Annotated in this window: 22 protein-coding genes; 10 read left to right on the forward strand and 12 right to left on the reverse strand. The window is 41.0% G+C overall.

Going from position 1 to position 17,807, the window contains the following annotated elements; translation table 11 throughout:
* Positions 1–7 precede the first annotated feature (7 nt).
* Positions 8–886, reverse strand: coding sequence for a DMT family transporter (locus MTF67_RS15230; protein WP_248520004.1), 879 nt, complete (start codon positions 884–886; stop codon positions 8–10).
* A gap of 255 nt (positions 887–1,141) precedes the next feature.
* Between MTF67_RS15230 and MTF67_RS15235 the strand changes: the two genes are divergently transcribed.
* Positions 1,142–1,525, forward strand: coding sequence for an MAPEG family protein (locus MTF67_RS15235; RefSeq protein WP_248520005.1), 384 nt, complete (start codon positions 1,142–1,144; stop codon positions 1,523–1,525).
* A 73-nt stretch (positions 1,526–1,598) separates the two neighbouring features.
* Here the strand turns inward: MTF67_RS15235 and MTF67_RS15240 are convergent, their stop codons facing one another.
* From MTF67_RS15240 to MTF67_RS15250, 3 genes are all read right to left on the reverse strand, one after another.
* Positions 1,599–2,810 carry a M56 family metallopeptidase gene (locus MTF67_RS15240; RefSeq protein WP_248520006.1) on the reverse strand — a complete coding sequence of 404 codons (1,212 nt, stop codon included), beginning with the start codon at positions 2,808–2,810 and terminating at the stop codon, positions 1,599–1,601.
* 9 nt (positions 2,811–2,819) lie between these two features.
* Positions 2,820–3,194: a BlaI/MecI/CopY family transcriptional regulator gene (locus MTF67_RS15245; protein ID WP_248520007.1), complete on the reverse strand. Its 375-nt coding sequence runs from the start codon at positions 3,192–3,194 to the stop codon at positions 2,820–2,822.
* Positions 3,195–3,293: 99 nt separating this feature from the next.
* Positions 3,294–3,986 (reverse strand): pseudouridine synthase, encoded by a 693-nt coding sequence (locus tag MTF67_RS15250; protein ID WP_248520008.1) that lies wholly within the window; start codon positions 3,984–3,986, stop codon positions 3,294–3,296.
* Positions 3,987–4,078: 92 nt separating this feature from the next.
* Here MTF67_RS15250 and MTF67_RS15255 point away from each other — a divergent pair, with 92 nt between their 5' ends.
* On the forward strand, positions 4,079–4,384 hold the full coding sequence (locus tag MTF67_RS15255) for a DUF6482 family protein (RefSeq protein ID WP_006792473.1): 306 nt from the start codon (positions 4,079–4,081) through the stop codon (positions 4,382–4,384).
* A gap of 40 nt (positions 4,385–4,424) precedes the next feature.
* Positions 4,425–4,832 carry a GNAT family N-acetyltransferase gene (locus MTF67_RS15260; RefSeq protein WP_248520009.1) on the forward strand — a complete coding sequence of 136 codons (408 nt, stop codon included), beginning with the start codon at positions 4,425–4,427 and terminating at the stop codon, positions 4,830–4,832.
* A 36-nt stretch (positions 4,833–4,868) separates the two neighbouring features.
* On the opposite strand, the gene MTF67_RS15265 is transcribed toward MTF67_RS15260, so the two are convergent.
* The 7 genes from MTF67_RS15265 to MTF67_RS15295 form a co-directional block, all read right to left on the reverse strand.
* A complete protein-coding gene (locus MTF67_RS15265; protein ID WP_248520010.1) occupies positions 4,869–5,225 on the reverse strand; it encodes a HopJ type III effector protein in 357 nt (118 codons plus the stop codon).
* A 47-nt stretch (positions 5,226–5,272) separates the two neighbouring features.
* Entirely contained in the window at positions 5,273–5,983 is a 711-nt protein-coding gene (locus MTF67_RS15270) for an HAD-IA family hydrolase (protein ID WP_248520011.1), read from the reverse strand.
* Between the two features lie 9 nt (positions 5,984–5,992).
* Entirely contained in the window at positions 5,993–6,937 is a 945-nt protein-coding gene (locus tag MTF67_RS15275) for a tyrosine recombinase XerC (RefSeq protein ID WP_008129459.1), read from the reverse strand.
* Positions 6,934–7,545, reverse strand: coding sequence for a DUF484 family protein (locus MTF67_RS15280; RefSeq protein WP_248520012.1), 612 nt, complete (start codon positions 7,543–7,545; stop codon positions 6,934–6,936). The genes MTF67_RS15275 and MTF67_RS15280 overlap by 4 nt, the downstream gene beginning before the upstream one ends.
* The gene (gene dapF / locus MTF67_RS15285; protein ID WP_010557932.1) at positions 7,542–8,372 is read right to left on the reverse strand and encodes a diaminopimelate epimerase; all 831 of its coding nucleotides are present in this window, start codon (positions 8,370–8,372) and stop codon (positions 7,542–7,544) included. The genes MTF67_RS15280 and dapF overlap by 4 nt, the downstream gene beginning before the upstream one ends.
* Before the next feature lie 64 nt (positions 8,373–8,436).
* Positions 8,437–9,690: a diaminopimelate decarboxylase gene (gene lysA / locus MTF67_RS15290; RefSeq protein WP_248520013.1), complete on the reverse strand. Its 1,254-nt coding sequence runs from the start codon at positions 9,688–9,690 to the stop codon at positions 8,437–8,439.
* Positions 9,691–9,885, reverse strand: coding sequence for a lipoprotein (locus MTF67_RS15295; protein WP_248520014.1), 195 nt, complete (start codon positions 9,883–9,885; stop codon positions 9,691–9,693).
* Between the two features lie 157 nt (positions 9,886–10,042).
* Between MTF67_RS15295 and cyaY the strand changes: the two genes are divergently transcribed.
* From cyaY to add, 7 genes are all read left to right on the forward strand, one after another.
* Positions 10,043–10,366 (forward strand): iron donor protein CyaY, encoded by a 324-nt coding sequence (gene cyaY / locus MTF67_RS15300; protein WP_006792464.1) that lies wholly within the window; start codon positions 10,043–10,045, stop codon positions 10,364–10,366.
* Positions 10,363–11,019, forward strand: a complete 657-nt coding sequence (locus tag MTF67_RS15305) for a dienelactone hydrolase family protein (protein ID WP_006792463.1) — start codon at positions 10,363–10,365, stop codon at positions 11,017–11,019. Before cyaY ends, MTF67_RS15305 begins: the two co-directional genes overlap by 4 nt.
* Before the next feature lie 22 nt (positions 11,020–11,041).
* Complete coding sequence (locus tag MTF67_RS15310; protein WP_248520015.1) at positions 11,042–12,034, forward strand: DUF2914 domain-containing protein; 993 nt, start codon at positions 11,042–11,044, stop codon at positions 12,032–12,034.
* 35 nt (positions 12,035–12,069) lie between these two features.
* Positions 12,070–13,008 carry a hydroxymethylbilane synthase gene (gene hemC / locus MTF67_RS15315; RefSeq protein ID WP_248520016.1) on the forward strand — a complete coding sequence of 313 codons (939 nt, stop codon included), beginning with the start codon at positions 12,070–12,072 and terminating at the stop codon, positions 13,006–13,008.
* Positions 13,009–14,841, forward strand: coding sequence for a uroporphyrinogen-III synthase (locus tag MTF67_RS15320; protein WP_248520017.1), 1,833 nt, complete (start codon positions 13,009–13,011; stop codon positions 14,839–14,841).
* Positions 14,838–15,950 carry a heme biosynthesis HemY N-terminal domain-containing protein gene (locus MTF67_RS15325; protein WP_248520018.1) on the forward strand — a complete coding sequence of 371 codons (1,113 nt, stop codon included), beginning with the start codon at positions 14,838–14,840 and terminating at the stop codon, positions 15,948–15,950. The genes MTF67_RS15320 and MTF67_RS15325 overlap by 4 nt, the downstream gene beginning before the upstream one ends.
* Positions 15,951–16,219: 269 nt before the next feature.
* Positions 16,220–17,221, forward strand: coding sequence for an adenosine deaminase (gene add, locus MTF67_RS15330; RefSeq protein ID WP_248520019.1), 1,002 nt, complete (start codon positions 16,220–16,222; stop codon positions 17,219–17,221).
* Positions 17,222–17,316: 95 nt separating this feature from the next.
* Here add and MTF67_RS15335 read toward each other — a convergent pair whose 3' ends face one another.
* Complete coding sequence (locus tag MTF67_RS15335) at positions 17,317–17,727, reverse strand: CBS domain-containing protein (protein ID WP_248520020.1); 411 nt, start codon at positions 17,725–17,727, stop codon at positions 17,317–17,319.
* Between the last annotated feature and the right edge of the window lie 80 nt (positions 17,728–17,807).

A 17,807-nucleotide genomic window follows, 5' to 3' on the forward strand; every position in this document is an offset into this window, starting at 1 on the left:
TTTTTATTTATAGTGGTAACATCACCAAAATAGCGGCAATGGCTATAAGTATTAAGCCCGCGGTATCTTGCTTTTTAAGCGGTTGTTTTAACCAAAGTACAGCAATTAGCATAGTAAAAAATACTTCTATCTGCCCGAGCGTTTTAACATACGCCACATGTTGTAAACTCATTGCGCTAAACCAGCCAATAGAGCCTACACAGCTAAAAATACTAATTGCGGCAGTGGTGCCTTTATATTGCCAAAGTTTACCAAGAGTGTGTGGCTCTTTTAGTAATAAATAGCCAAGTAATATAAGCGTTTGTAGGCTTATTACAAACAGTAAAACCCATGCCGCTGAGTGGGGAAATAATAACCCTGAGTTTAAGCTCGCTTCACGTACCCACAGCGATGTAAGGGCAAAGCTGGTACCACAGGCAAGGCCAAGTAACGCTGTTTTGGCATCAAAGTGTTTTACGCTAGTTATACCGCTAAGTAAAAGCACCGCAATAGCGCCTAAAAATACACCCAGCCAACCAAGTAGGCTAAGCGCAGAGCCAAAAAACAATACCCCTAAAATAGCCGCTACTAAGGCTTCACTCTTGGCAAGGCCTGCACCTATGGCGTAATTATTCATTTTAAACAGTTTTACCATTAAGCCGGTGGCGAGTATTTGCATAATACTTGCGCCAATAATAAATCCCCAAAAGGCATTATTAAAGGTAGGCATGGCGGTATCTTGATATTGATACAAGCCGTACAAATACACGGCAGCAATGGGGCCGGCTAAAATAAAGCGCGAAAGCGTTACGCCAGCCACACTTGCATGTGAGCTTAAATTACTTTGCAGGGCATTTCGCCATGCTTGCATAAAAGCGGCTAAAAAAGTGAAAAAGATCCAGGTCATGGTATTCGTCGATAAAAAATAAGGTCTTTACGTTAGCAATCTTTGATTATTAAAGCGACGCATTAAAGGTGATAGTGAATATTCATCACCTGCGACATTATGCCGCACTGCTTTATGAGTAAACTTAGCTATAGTAAGTGTGATGTTATTGTTTAGCCGCCAGCGTTTGTCATAAAACGTATTGGCGGCTTTTTTTGTGCGTGTATGGTATATGTATTGCTCAAATTATCAGATTTTATAATAAGAGAATAAACTATGACGACATTAGTAGTATGCTCATTATTAGCTGTATTAATGCCTTACTTTGCAAAAGTGCCGGTTGCGATGGCAATGGCAAAATTAGGTCGATACGATAATAAACATCCTAGGGCGCAACAAGCAAAACTAACTGGCTTTGGTGCTCGGACGCTCGCTGCTCATCAAAATTGTTTTGAATCACTCGCTGTTTTTGCTGTTGCTATTGCAGTGGTATTTGGTACTAACTCGGTAAACGCAATAACCGAAACCTTGGCGGTTACTCATATAGTCTCACGCATTTTGTATTGTATTTTTTATTGGTTGAACTTAGATATTATACGTTCGCTTGTATGGTTTATTGGCTTAGGTACTGCCATTGCCATGATTGTAGTGAGTATTTAACTTTATTGTTAAAACCACAAAGCAAGCGGCCTAAAAGGGCGCTTGCTTTATGTTCTTGTATTACCCAACAGCACTAATGCGATACTTTAATTCGCTCTATCAAATCGGTATGTGCAACCTCGCTGTTTATGGCAAAATCGAGCTGTACAAGTACGTCATTAAAGCCGGCCTTAGAGGTTTTATACTCCCACTTTGCCAGCGCTTCTTTAGCTGATTTATCAAAAACGTCTGACGGCTTAGATTGAATGACACTAATGTTTTTTGTTCTGCCATTAGCGGCAATATCGTATTTTAACACCACAGATCCGCTAATGCCTTGCTTAGCTGCTTGGGCTGGGTAGTGAGGCTCAATGCGAATTATTGGTGAAATATGATCGTGTTTAGCGCCCTCTGTTTGTGGTTGCTTTGCAATAGCGAGCGTGCTTAACATACTTGCTGCAACTAGCAGTAAGCCACCTTTGGCAAAGCGAGAGCTGCTGCCACTGTGCTTTATATTGGTAAGTCGTTGTAACATGGTTTTTTTATCTCCGTAGTGTGAATAAGCCATTAGGCCTGCGGGCGTTGCTGCCGCGCAGTTCACTAAGGCTTTGCTGTATAAAATGTGTTGGTGTGTGGTTTTATTGGCAAGTACCCGTTCATCACAAGTCAGCTCTTGTAGACGGCGCATGCTTGCGTAACAAAACCAAGCGAGTGGGTTAAACCAAAGTAAAATAGTGGGTAGCAGCATGAATGCGTTTGTTAGGTTGTCTTTGCGTTTAATGTGTACGTTTTCGTGCTCTAAAATAAGCGCCAATGTGGCTTTATCAAAATGGGTATTATAATCACTGGGCAGTACTAGCTTGCTTTGAAAAATACCCACCACCATTGGTGTGGCTACATGTTGGCTGATATAAGTTTTAGCACTTGTGGTAAGTGTATGGTTAAAGTGTGTTAGCTCAGTTAACTGCAGGCTTTTAACAAAACGAGTATGTGTAATAAAACTAGCTATTAATAACCCCGCAGTAATAAGTACATACATAAGTGCCCAGCTAATACCCATTTCATGTGTAAAAGGCTGATTAGGGGTAATTAAGTAATGGCTAATATTGCTATTTTGCAGTGGTTTAATCGCATTGGGTAAATTAGCGATAACTAATGCCGCAGGCATTAACCACGCTAACTTGTATACAAAGCGTGAGCCAAGGGTTTTTAAACCAAATCGCTCGAGTAAAATAAATCCACAAAACAAAATACTCAATAGTAGTTGTTGCTCAATTAACCAATTAAACCCAGTTTGAATAACCATGTTAATCCCTTACTTTTGGTTTTTTTCCCAGTCATCAATGACTCTTTTAAGCTCATTTATATCTTGCTGCGAAAGCTGCTCTGATTTAGCAAACCCGCTTACCAGCGGCGCTATACGGCCACTAAAAAAGCGCTCAATAAAATTTTTGCTTTCTTTTAATGTGTAGTCGGCGCGCTCCATACAGGGAGTATAAATATATTGGCGGCCGTCTTTTTCAAAGGTCAGTGCGCCTTTTTTAACTAATCGACCCAGTAGGGTTTTAATGGTTTTTTCGTGCCATTGCTTATCATCGCTTAAGCGCTCAATAATTTGGCTCGCGGTGGCAGGGTAATTAATCCAAAGCGCATCAAGCACGTCGAACTCTGCTTTTGATAACTCAATCATTTTATTGCCTACAAATGTAATCCTTAACTCAAGACTACACCTGTAATCTATTTTTGCAAGGTTATTTTTTAACTTTTTTGTGAGCTATTTAAACGAAGGTTAGATTTTTGAAATATCAGTTTTATTAATTTGTATAGAGTGGTTTTCAGGTAGGTTTAAGTTTGAGAGGGCGAGTTCGCTAAATTGCACTCTAAATAAATCAATTACTTTAAAGCCGCAGTAATGCGCCATTTTACGTATTTGCCTATTCAGTCCTTGTTTTAAAATAATACTAAATTGATTGTCAGCTATTTTAGTTACTTCACACGGTAAGGTTATTTGTTTATCAACGGGGATACCTGCAGCCATTTTTTCACAAAACGCGTTATTAATCGGTTTATCTACCGTGACTAAATAACGTTTAGGCTGGTGGAAGTCAGGGTGAATAAGTTGATTACAAAAGTCACCGTCGTTGGTCAAAATAAGCAAGCCGCGAGAGTCTTTATCTAATCGGCCAATAGGGTAAACCCGGGTGAGGGTAGGTAAATGGTGAATAAGGCTGGCGTGATCATTTTCATTTAATTTGCAGTCAATACCTACAGGCTTGTGGTACGCAAAATAAACTAAATCGGCTGCCCCTTTAACTACTTGACCATTAACTATTATGTCGTCTTGCTCATCAACGTGATCAATATGATTGGCTGGGCGATTATTTACCGTTACTACCCCTTCATCTATTAAACGCGATGCCTGTTTACGCGAGCACACGCCTGCATGAGCAATGTATTTAGCAAGGCGGATTTTGGTGCTCATAAAGTGTTCTCGTTAGTTGGCAATAAAAAACTGATCGCGATTATAGCAAAGCTGCGTATCGATAGAGCGATATTTAATTAAGGTGAACAAAAATGGGTATGAAATTTTCTGAACTAAAAAATCATGAGCCGCTACAAAAAGTAGTTGTTCACTCACTTGAAATGGCGCTTTATCAGGTTTCTGTGATCATTAATAACGTTGAATATTATGTAACAGAGGAAGATGGCGAATTTGTAAGAGCAGTAAGCCCGCTGCATGTACAAAAGCGGTTTGAAAAAATAGCGTACGCACAAATGATGCTTCGCCACACAAGTGCTTACGACGAAATGTGCGGGCAGCCCGAAAAAACTTCTAGCAACTTACTTGAAGTGCCTTTCGGTAAAAATAATCTTTTTTAATTAAGTGTGTTTGCTAATATCGCTTTTTTAGGAGCGGTATATGTATCAATTAAAATCAGATAACAGTGATGCGTTAAACTCAACTTTACGTAATAAAATAGTTGATTTTAATGCCAAGTATTTTGATGCGCAAAGAGTGCCACTCGGCTATAAATTTGTTGATAATAATAACGAACTAATGGCTGGTATTAGTGGTTGCATATTTGGCAATTGGCTAATTATAAATTGGCTTTGGTGCAGTGAAATCGCCCGTAATGAAGGCCTTGCCGGGCAGTTGCTCACAGAGTTAGAGCAAGCTGCAATATTGCTTGGCGCTAAAAAAGCCCAGCTAGACACTCTCGACTTTCAAGCAAAACCTTTTTATGAAAAACGCGGATACAGCGTAAAGTATCAACTTGATAACTACCCACTTTGCGGCACCCGCTATTTTATGGAAAAACCACTTTAATTTATAACATAACTCAATTTTTTAATCGGAGCCCAGTTACTTAGCTGTTAAAGGCTCGCCTTCAAACGTAACGCCTAAAAATGGTGTCGTCTCTGGCGCTAACATAAACGTGCGAATGTTCATGTGGTCGTCGCCGTTAGGGTTTTTAAGCACCTCATCGCGGTAAAACTTACCAAAGCAATCAAGAGTGTTTTGCTTGCTAAGCCCATTGAGTTTTGCAAACGCAAAAATTTTACATGAACCGTTATTTTCACTCGCTGAGCTCAGCAACCCGTGGTTATTAAAGGCACAAGCAGTAAAATCGTAATTGGCTTCAATCACCGCCATTGTATCGGTAAATTGAATGTTTTTTGGGTTCTCAGCATGTGATTTAAGGTATTCGTTTAAAGTCATAATTGTTCCCTAAATTTAATTTATAAGGCTAATTTACTCGAAGCAGCTTATGAATGAATAAAATGCGTTAATGCGTGAATATTGGTGATTTCTACGTCAGCTAGGCCTTTGTAGTTATACTTAGCGTTTTGATCGTTTAACCACACTGATTGGCAACCTGTGTTATTGGCGCCTTGTACGTCGGTATCTAGGCTATCACCAATATGAAGTATGTCGCTTTTGGTGACTTTTAAGTGCGCAGCTGCTTTGTCAAATAAGGTGCTATGAGGTTTAGCTTTACCGTGCATGCCTGCTTGTAGCACTAGCTCAAACTTATTGTGTAAATTAAAGCGTTCTATTTCAACATTGCCATTGGTTATGGCGATTAAGGTAAAATGTTGCGCTAAGTTATCAAGTAGCACTAATACGTCGTCGCTGACTACAATGTTACTGCGTGCATCGGCAAATGCGTTATAGGCGTTACTAGCGTGCAGTGCGACTTCTTGTTCAGTAAATCCTAACTTTGATAGTGCTAAACGCAATGTGTGCTTGCGCCACTGCGTTACATTGTCTTTTAGCTCGGGCTGTTGCAGAGCGGCAAGTTGCCGGCATTGTTGCCAGTATTGAGGGCCTTGTTCTTGGTAGCGTGGTAATGCATTTAAGTAATTTTGTTGGGCGCTAACGGCTGCTTTTATAATTGGGTGGTTGTTGTATAGCGTGTCGTCTAAATCAAAGCTCATGACAGAAAAAGGGCGTATTGCACGATTAAATCGGATCATTATAATTTCCTAATCAGTTTGTTTTTTAGCGCGCGGGTGGGTGTTGTCGTACACTTTGGCTAAATGCTGAAAATCTAAATGGGTATACACTTGTGTGGCCGACAAGCTACTGTGGCCAAGCAATTCTTGTACAGCACGTAAATCACCCGACGATTCTAAAATATGTGATGCAAATGAATGGCGTAATTTATGCGGATGCACCTGTGAGCTAATACCTTGCTTTATTCCCCACTCTTGCATACGCAAACGCACTTGGCGAATTGAAATACGATTTTTTTGGCTACTTAAAAATACACCTGGCTCGTCTGGCTTTGCAAACTGAGGGCGCACGGTTAACCATTTTTTTAATGCGTCTAATGCCTTTGTTCCCACGGGAATAAGGCGTTCTTTGTTACCTTTACCGCGAACTAATATTTCGCCACTTTTGGCATTAATATCTTGCATGTTAGCGCCAACTAACTCGCTAATACGTAAACCTGATGAATACATAAGTTCCATCATAGCTTTGTCTCTTATTGCCAAAGGGTCGTCGTCAGGAATTTCGAGCAAGCGAGCCATTTGATCAACGTCGAGGTTTTTAGGTAAAGGCTTGGCAAATTTGGGGCCTTTAATGCCGGTAGCTGGATTGTGATAATGCGATTGCTGTGCAATATTTTTAGCTTTTAAAAACTTATATAAACTTCTGATACAGCTCAATTTTAAGCTAATGGTTCGGCCACTTAATTGTTTGGCGCGTAAAGCCATACTGTAACGGCGAATATGCTCTGCCTGTACGCCAAACCAGTCATCGCATAATTTATTAAAATAAAGGGCTGCAAAACCAAGTTGGCTAACATACTGATTTACAGTGTGCGCTGAATATTGTTTTTCAAATTTTAGGTAGTCGCTAAATAGCGTAATGGGTGTTCGCCAGTTGTCACTTAATTCGCTTATATTAGGCGCATCATCACTCATGCGAGTTTTTGTAACCTTAACTGCAGGGCACTAATAAAATCCAGAACGAACAGGTTGTCTTGTGCGGGTTCAAAATGGTTCACGTTGTTGCTGCCAAACGCGAGTATGGCAATAGGTTGCTTTTCATCACCAATTAAATAAATAGCTGCAGATTGCGTGTCATCACTAAATAATAGAGCCCGTTCTTGTGCTGTAATACGCCCTAAGTAATGTCCAGAGTTTGTGAGGCGGTGTTCAATAAGCTCGTCGTAGTCAGGGGTGTATTTTATTAATTTGAAGTCATTTATGTCGTTATTTGAACAGATAATAGTGTGTAAATTTTTAGCGATGGTATCAAAGTCGTCATGGCTCCAAAGCTGGTGATGGCATTGGCTAAGGAGACGGTATACGAGCTCATTTTGCACTGCGTGCTGACTCATTGTATCGATTTGATTTTTTAAACGCGTATTGTGTTCACGCAATTGGCGCTGTTGAATATGTACTAAAGACGTTGCCCCTTGCGCTTGCTGCTGAAGGTCTAGCTGAGCAAGCACGTTTGGGTGTTTAACTAAAAAGTCAGGATTTGCGAGTAAGTAGCTAGTAATTTGCTCTTCATTTAGCTCGCTCATAACGCTACTTGTCCATCGAATACGTGTTCAGCAGGGCCTGTCATTCGTACAGGGTGACCTTCTCCACTCCAACGTATTTGAAGTGTTCCACCAGGTAGGTCGACTTGTACCGCGCTTGAAAGCTTGCTTTGCATATGGCCAATGACCATCGCTGCACACGCGCCAGTGCCGCATGCGAGCGTTTCGTTTACGCCGCGCTCCCATACTCTTAGCTTTATATGCTCTTGCGATATAACTTGCATAAAACCAATGTTAGCGCGTTGTGGAAAACGTTCGTGGTTTTCAAGCAGTGGACCCAATACATCAACCTGCGCTGTCGTAATATCGTCAACTTCAAGCACACAGTGTGGGTTTCCCATAGATACTGCGCCACTAAATACGGTGTGTTCTTCAGCCCTTATAATGTAGGTGAGTTCACGTTTGCTGGCTTTAAGCGGTATTTTGCTTGGCTCGAAATTAGGGTGCCCCATGTTAACCGTAACTTGGCCGTCTTTTTCTATATAGAGCGTTAAGTTACCCGATTTGGTTGATACACTAATTTTATGTTTGTTAGTCAGGCCTTTCATACGCACAAAACGTGCAAAGCAACGTGCACCATTACCGCACTGTTCTACTTCGGTACCATCGGCATTAAAAATACGATAATGAAAATCAAGATCGGGAGAGTATGGTGCTTCAACCATGAGTAATTGGTCAAAGCCAATGCCAAAGTGGCGATCAGCCAGTTTTTTTATTTGATCTCGTGATAAAAATACATTTTGTGTAATGTTATCAATAACAACAAAGTCGTTGCCTAAGCCGTGCATTTTGGAAAAATTAACTAACATAGCGCTCTAATTCGTGTTTGCTCTGTGGTAATCATGCCACAGAGCAGCTAGTTGGCAAAAACGTTTATGGTAAAATTTTCTCACCTTGATAAAGACTCTCAATGGTTTCACGTTCGCGAATAAGATGGTGCTGTTCACCGTCTACCATTATTTCAGCTACGCGTGGGCGAGAGTTATAGTTTGAACTCATAGTAAAGCCATATGCCCCAGCACTTCGCTGGGCGAGTAAATCGCCTTGTTTCAGCGCCAGTTCTCGGTCTTTTCCTAAAAAGTCACCGGTTTCGCACACGGGGCCAACAATATCAAAGTTGTGAGTTGGCGTATCGTCATCACGAACCGACACAGGTATAATTTTTTGCCACGCTTGATAAAGAGAAGGGCGAAGCATATCGTTCATGCCAGCATCAACAATAGCAAAAAATTTACTTTGGTTTTGTTTAATAAATTCAACTTGCGTAATTAATACCCCTGCGTTTGCAGCAATGGCACGACCTGGTTCAAAAATAAGTTCTAAATGGCGGTAGTTTTCTAGGCGAGCCGTTACTTGCTCTGCGTATTCACTAGGATGAGGTGGTTGTTCGTTGTCGTAAGGAACACCTAAACCGCCACCTATGTCTAAATGGCTTAATTCTATCCCGACACTTTTTAGTTCATCTATTAGCGCAAGGAGTTTGTCGAGCGCTTCTAAAAAAGGCTTTACTTCGGTTAACTGCGAACCAATATGGCAATCTACGCCTATTATGTTTAAGCCAGGTAAAGCAGCGGCTTGTTGATAAACACTTACAGCGGTTTGAATATCAATGCCAAATTTGTTTTCTTTAAGGCCAGTAGAAATATAAGGGTGCGTTTTTGCATCTATATCGGGGTTAACGCGAATAGAAATTGGTGCTACTAAGTTAAGCTCACACGCAACCTCTGAAATACGCTCTAATTCAGAGGCCGACTCAACGTTAAAACATTTAATCCCTAATTTTAATGCATACGCTATTTCGTCAGCGGTTTTAGCAACGCCTGAAAATACTACTTTACCGGCGTCTCCTCCTGCTTTAATTACACGCGCCAGCTCACCTTTAGATACAATGTCAAAACCCGAACCAAGGCGGGCTAGAATATTTAATACAGCAATATTAGAGTTTGCTTTTACGGCATAACATACCAAGCTTTTATGGTTTTTAGTCGCATTGGCAAACGCAAGATAGTGGCGCTCAAACGTTGCACGAGAATACACATAGCAAGGCGTGCCATATTGCTGAGCAATAGCGGCAATACTCACATCTTCAGCAAACAATTGATTGTTTTTATAGTTAAAAAAATCCATTTATTGCTCCTGTTTTACTGGTGTTGTAGGTTGCTTGGCCTCTTCGGCAGGCGCCATAGTGTTTTCTGGTTGGTTTTGCTCGGCCTGTTGTTCAGGCAAATATAATGGGCCGCTTTGTCCGCAGCCAGCTAATGCGCCAAATAGGGCCGTGCAAATTAATAGTTTTTTTAATTGTAAGGTATGTGTCGCTTTCATTAGATTAATATTGTTGCTGGCTTTATAATCGCAGAGTAACAGAATATCTAAAAAATGCAGCTATTCGCGGATGATTTTATTCCTGTTACACTAGCTGCATATTTTTAACGCAATTACGTACCCAATATTAGGCGGCCCGCCTGCAAAGGAATCAACAATGACTGAACACGAATATCACCAATTAGCCGAAGCTCTTATGTTCACAATTGAAGAGCAAATTGATGATTGTGAAGCCGATTTAGATTACGAATCAGCGCAAGGTATTTTAGAAATTATTTTTCCTGATAAGAGTAAAATTGTCATCAATAAGCAAGCGCCTCTTCATCAAGTGTGGGTAGCAACTAAATTCAATGGTCACCATTTTGAAATGCGTGACGGTCAATGGATTGATAACCGCTCTGGTGCAGAGTTTTGGGAATTCATTAACGAAGCGTCAACTCGCCAAGCTGGCCAAGAAATTAAGTGGCAATCATCATTATGAGTTTAGAGTTTGTTCAATACCCCGCGCAGAGCGCGCATAAAGCGACAGTTATTTGGTTACATGGCTTAGGTGATTCGGGTGATGGGTTTGCCCCTGTAGCGCCGCAATTAAATTTACCAGCCGAGCTGGGCGTGCGTTTTGTTTTCCCACATGCGCCTGTGCAACCGGTCACCATAAATGGTGGTATGGAAATGCGTTCTTGGTACGACATTAAGTCAATAGAGCTTGATAAACGTGCCGATGAAGAAGGGGTGAGGGAGTCTGCCGAAAAAGTAGAGGCGTTAATAAATACAGAAATAGCCAACGGAATACCTGCTAACAAAATTATTTTGGCTGGTTTTTCACAAGGTGGTGTTGTGTCGCTTCACTTAGCTCCGCGCTTTGAACAAAAGTTGGCGGGTGTTATGGCACTGTCTACGTATATGTGCGCGCCGCATAAATTTACAGATGAAGCAAAGCATACCGATTTAAATGTATTTATGGCACATGGTAGTCACGATAACGTGGTACCAATGAGTGCAGGTAAAAGTGCATTTGATGTATTAACAGCACATAACATGGATGTAAGCTGGCAAGAATACCCAATGGCACACCAAGTGTGTGCAGAAGAGTTACACGCTATTCGCCAATGGTTAATTGCCCGTTTAAGCTAATTTTGGAGCCGCTGAGGTCAATATGAGTCAAAAAATAGTTATTAAAGCAAATGTAAAACGCGAACCACAAAACAGCCTACCTACGGTAAGCTATGAATGGCATTGGCGTCGAATTGTGAGTTTGGCTATGTTGATAGTAATGACGTCTGCGGCTGTGATATATGGTTTAACCAGCTCAGTAAATGCAGATCAGGGCGCACATCCCAATGAACAAACAGAGCTTTTAATTACTGATAGCACACAAGGTGATGAAGTAACTGAAAGCGAAACACATAATGCACCCAGCAACCAATTGCATATAGAGACTGAGCATGCTGAAACACTGCCTGCTGAGCAACTACCAACAACTCAAGAGGCGGACATTACCAATGCCTTACTTGAAAACGCTGAGTCAGTAACCGTTGCGCCAATCTCAGATGAGCCGACAGTAACCCAATCAACAGTTGACTCAATAACTGAAAAAACGAATACAGTTGATAACAGTAAAAACGATGCGTTGATCACTAATGCAATAAGCGCTGATACAACAAGTGAATCAGTATCTGTACCTGCGTCAGAGCAAATTTCTGAGCTTGGCACAATCGCATTAGAGCCAGAGAGTAATATTGATGCACAACCTGTTACAGAGCAATTTGCTGAAGATGCCCATATTGCTAGCGTGGCACTCGGTGCTCAGATTGATACCAGTAAAATAAGTCGCGCAGTGCTTACACGCAGCGTAGTAAAACGCGAACCTACTAATGTGTTTGCAGCCGACGTGCGTTTAAGTCAGTTTGAAGGTTCGTTATCATTTTTTAGTGAGCTTAAAGGGCTGCAAGGCCAGCGCGTAAAACATGTTTGGTCTTTTGAAAGTGAAACAATGGCCGAAATTTCACTTAATGTTACTTCGCCACGCTACAGAACTTATTCAACAAAAAATATTATGAACACGCAAACAGGCTATTGGCGTGTAGCTGTTGTTGATGAGCAAGGTAATTTAATAGCTCAAAAAGAATTTAGAGTGTTAGCTAACTAAATAATGCTAACCGCAGTAATTAATTGGATACCCCTATGACAGAAAAAACAAAATTAGTACGTATAGCAACCCGTAAAAGCGCTTTGGCGCTATGGCAAGCCGAATTTGTAAAAGCGCAGCTAGAGCATTTTCATGATGACGTGCGTGTTGAGTTAGTCCCTATGTCGACACAAGGGGATATTATTTTAGATACACCACTTGCTAAAATTGGCGGTAAAGGCTTATTTGTTAAAGAGCTTGAGCAAGCTATGCTAGATGGTCGAGCTGATATTGCCGTACACTCAATGAAAGATGTGCCGGTGGAGTTTCCAGAAGGATTAGCCCTTCATACCATTTGTGAGCGTGAAGATCCGCGCGATGCGTTTGTATCAAATCACTTTGCTAACTTAAATGAGTTACCAGAAGGAGCGGTAGTAGGTACATCAAGCTTGCGCCGCCAATGCCAAATTAGAGCACTGAGACCTGACTTAGAAATCCGTGATCTACGCGGAAACGTAAATACGCGTTTGGCTAAGTTAGATGCTGGGCAATACGATGCGATTATTTTAGCCGCGGCAGGGCTAATTCGTTTAGAAATGGGCGAGCGTATTGCTGACTACATTGAACCAGAAATATCGTTGCCTGCAAATGGGCAAGGTGCTGTAGGTATTGAGTGTCGGATTGAAGATGAAGTGACTAAAGCGTTATTAGCACCGCTTGAGCACACACATACACGTATTCGTGTTAATGCAGAGCGTGCAATGAACCGCCGTTTAGAAGGTGGTTGTCAGGTGCCAATAGGTGCCTATGCGTTAGTTGATGGCGAACAGGTCCATTTACGAGGGCTTGTAGGCGCAGTCGATGGCAGCGAAATTTTACGTGACGAAGTTGCGGGTCATATTAACGATGCCGAAAAACTCGGAATAGAGCTGGCTGAAAAATTACTTGCTCAAGGCGCAGATAAAATTTTAGCTGACGTATACAGAGACGCATAAATGACACATATTCTGATAACTCGGCCCGAAGGAAAAGGCGCAGCCCTTGCAGAGCAACTTGAGCAAGCGGGTTATCAGGCTTCATTGTTTCCTGTTTTAAATATTAACTATTTAACGCCCTCTAGTACTCAACTAAGCCCACTTATTAATGCAGATAAAATTATTTTTATCTCTCAGGACGCTGTTAAAGCACTGGCACAATTAAAGCCCGATATAAACATTAAAGCGCAGTTTTATGCTGTAGGGCAGCAAACTGCCGATACAATATATGAATTATTTGGTGTGCGTGCAGCCACGCCTAAGCAGTTCGATTCAGAAGGGGTATTGGCTCTTAAGTCGTTGGCTCAGGTTGATGGTAGCAATATTGTATTGGTTAAAGGGCACGGTGGTCGCCCAGACATCGCCAAGGTACTTAAAGAGCGTGGCGCGTTTTTAAATAATTGTGTTGTTTATGAACGTGAGCCTGTGCCCGATTTAACCAGTAACTGGACTGACCACTGGAAAAGCAGCAATGTACACGGTATAGTCATAACAAGTAATGCAGCAGTTGATGCCATGTTTACCCCCCTTGCTGCACAACAATTACAATGGTTACAACAGTGCCACTTTTATGTTGCCAGCGAGCGCATAGCCGCATATTTACAGCAACAACATGTTAGTTTGGCAAATATCCATATTGCAGCAGGGGCTAGCGATAACGCTATGTTTACCTGTATTAATCAGCAAGGTAGCAGCATGAGTGAACAACCTAAGTCAATAACAACAGAAAACACAACATCAACAGCTTCGAGTTCAACATCAGTTAAAAATGAGCCAGCAAGCGTAAAAAACAACCCCGCAAATGACAAACAAAAAGTAAGTAAAGTGGCTTCACTTGCATTGTTAATATCGTTGGTTGTGGCCTCTGGAGTTGGCTACGAGTTTTATCAAAAGCTAAATGCAGGTAAAGCGCAAAACACAATTGTTAATGAACTTAGCGAGCAAAACAAGCTGCTCCAGCAAGAGCTTGCCGCACTTAAATCTTCTCAAATGAGCTTACAACAAGCGTTATTTAATAGCGAAGAAAAAGTATCTGAGGCATTAACGCAAAGCACTCTTGAAAATCAGCAAGCATTAAAAGCTGCGCTGCAAAAAGCGCAGCAGCAAGGTTCATCTTTAAACCCACAAGAGGTCACCAGCTTACAACGAATGGCTGAGTTTAAACTGTGGGCCGAAAAAGATTACCAAGGCGCAAGCGCTGTACTAAAGCGTTTAGACGGACTGTTAAGTGAGTACCCTGGCACAATTGAAGTTCGCCAAGCCATTATGCAAGACATACAAACGCTTGATAGTTTAAAACCGGTTGCTACCGAGGCCATTTATTTACAGCTAAATAGTGTTATTAACCGAATTGACGAATTGGTGTTTAATGCGGTCAATTTACCAGAGGAAACATTGGTAATTGATGAACATGCACTCAGCGAAGATATTAACGACTGGCAGCAAAATATCAGTAATAGTTGGAATAAAATTGTTGATAGTTTTATTACTATTAGGCGCCATGAAGGGATTGCTATTGAACCTTTACTAACCGATCAAGAGCGTAATTTAATTAATCAACGAATTAAATTAAATATAGCACAGGCGCAGGACGCATTATTAAGTAAGCAAGCGAGTATATATTTTAGTGCGTTAAGCGAAGCTAAGCGCTTAACTGGCGAGTACTTTAAGCAAGATGATGACGCCACAAAATCAGTACTCAATACGCTATCTAAATTAGAAAAAGAGCAGCTCAACTTTAGCCAAGAGGTCACTTTGCAAAGTACACAAACGGTTAAGGAGTGGGTGCAATGATAGGCCTAATAATCTTAATTGTAGCTATTGTTGTTGTACTTGCGGTTACCCCCTTTGTACTGGACGAAAAAGGCTACGTGCTTATCTCGTTTAATAACACAACAATAGAAGGCACCATTGTTTCGTTTTGTATTATGGCTGCAATGACTGCAGCAACTTTATACTTTACGTATAAACTAATACGCTATTTATTATCAATTTATAGAAATACCAAACATGGTTTTTTTGCCCGCAGTGAAGAGCGTAAATTCGCCGCAATTGAACAAGCCCTTTTCAGTGCTATAAACGACGATTACGAACAAGTAGAGCGCGCACTTTCTGGCAACAGTGTGCCAGATAAATTTGATGATATTCGTTTAGCACTATTGGCTAAAGCGGCACTTGCTAATAACGAGGTAGATAAAGCACTAGAACGATTATTTGAAATAAGCCCTGAGCAGCAATTGAAGGTAGCAAAACTATGGTTGGCAAGTGGCGATAGCAGTGCAATTGAATCGCAGTTGCGCGTTAATGCAGAAGCTAAAAAAGCCACTGCACTTGAGCTTAAACTGTACACTGAGGTATTGGTACAACAGCAGCACTTTAGCGTGCTAGAAGAGTTTTTACCCAAGCTACTGCGTAAAAAAGTGTTTTCTAGTGATCAGTGGACGCGTGTATTTACTGCCTATTTTTCGGCTCAATCAGCTGATGAACTAACAAATAAATACAAACAATTACCACGAAAACTTCAAACTTATGCGCATACTGCGTATTTAACTCAAATGGCTGCAACAGGTCAGCTTGCTGTTATTGAGGGCGATTTAACTAAAATGGTTAAGCACGCCAGCCAACATGATGAGCTTGCTACTATCTTAAATAATGCAAACCATGGCGAAGCGCACAAATTACAAGCCAGTATTCAAGATCGCCTTAAAAAAGACGACACTAATACAGCACTGCTCTTGTCGCTTGCATGCCTTGCTAATGCACAAAGTGACTATGACTTAGCGGCACGTGTGTTTGACAAAGCACTCAATGGTGATAATAAACACCAATTTGCAGACCAGGCAGCTTTGAGTTACAAAAACACGGCACAGGCTGAAAAGGCGCTCGTTTTATATAACAAATAAGTTTACTAGCTGATTAGTTATAAATTTTAGGCACAGGTTATAGGCGTTGTATAAATGCTTTACCTGTGCTTTTTTATAGGTATTTTTTAAATTTAGCGAAATAATAAAAAGTAAGGCGAGACTATTTTATACATATTATTGTTAAGTGCGTGAATATATGCACAAAAAGCAGACATATGACCGCTTAATAATATTACAAAGCGTATACACTTGAAAAATAACTCTATCTGCGTATTATGCGCAAAAATTTAATTAAACTGGGTGCTACTATGATCAATAGAAAACTACCTTTGCTAGATATTCACCGTCATTTAGATGGTAATGTTCGCGCGCAAACCATACTAGAACTTGGTCGTCAGTTTAATATTGATTTACCCGCAGATAACGTTGAACAATTAATTCCTCATGTTCAAGTGATAGATCCAGAGCCAAACCTTGTCGCTTTCTTACAAAAGCTAGACTGGGGTGTTACGGTACTTGGCGATTACGATGCATGCCGCCGTATAGCTATTGAAAATATTGAAGATGCACAAGCACAAGGTCTTGATTACGTTGAGCTTCGTTTCAGCCCTTACTACATGGCTCAAAGCCAAGGCTTACATCCACAAGGTGTTGTCGAAGCTGTGGTTGATGGTATTAAATCAGCAACAAAGAATGCCAATATTAAAGCTAATTTAATTGGTATTTTGTCGCGTACTTATGGTGTTAAAACCTGCCAACATGAGCTTGATGCATTACTTGCGTTTAAAAATGACTTAGTGGCTGTTGATTTAGCGGGCGATGAAATTGGCTTTCCGGGAGAGTTATTTATCGAGCACTTTAAGCAAGTGCGTGATGCGTATTTAGCGTCAACCATTCATGCCGGTGAAGCACTTGGTGCGCCCAGTATTTGGCAAGCGATTAACGAGCTAGGTGCAAGTAGAATTGGCCATGGTGTAAAAGCAATTGAAGACCCAACGTTAATGGATTACCTGCGTGATAACCGTATTGGTATTGAGTCATGTTTAACCAGTAATATTCAAACCAGTACAGTTACCGACCTAGCTACGCACCCGCTTAAACAGTTTTTAGATCATGGCATTCTTGCTTGCCTTAATACAGATGATCCAGCTGTTGAAGGTATAGAAATAGAGCATGAATATATTATTGCAGCACCAAAGGCTGGCTTATCTCAGGCTGATATAGAAAAAGCCCAAGCGAATGCGTTGGAAATTGCATTTTTAAGCGACGGCGATAAAAAAGCACTATTAGCACAAGTGAGTGCACGTTAAGCAATACAAATAAATATGCCGCTTTAAAGCCGCATATTTGTAGACTCAACTTGAGCGCTAGTTAAGAGGTTTACTGTCTAACGCTCAGGTTTAAATTAGTGCTCTTGGCAGCTAAGGTAGTTATCGTAGAGCGCTTTGAGTACATCGGCACGATTTATCATTCCTACCACTTTTACGCCTTCTACCACAGGGTAGTTTTTTGGCTTACCTGGCTGCATTTGTTCAGCTAGTTCAATAATATTTAAATCGCTACTTACTGTGACTACATTGGTTTGCATAAGCTGCGACACTTTTACAACCCCTTCGCAAAAATAACTGCTCTGCATTAAAGGCTTTAATAACTCTTGTTCTGAAATAAATCCGACAAGGCACTTTTCGTTGTCGAATACAGGCGCACCAAGTAATTTAAATTTTTGTAACTCGGCTATGGCTGTCGTCATTTCGGTGTCTGGTGTTATGTTTGGCAACTTACGTTGCATAAAATCTTTTACTTTTGTACTTAGCATTTGGGTCTCTCCCGCTGATGTTCTGTACAAAGTATGGTTTATAGATTGGATTTTAGGAAATTGTTTATATTGATGAATAT

Source organism: Pseudoalteromonas sp. 2CM32C (assembly GCF_023161925.1).
Lineage (GTDB): Bacteria > Pseudomonadota > Gammaproteobacteria > Enterobacterales > Alteromonadaceae > Pseudoalteromonas > Pseudoalteromonas marina.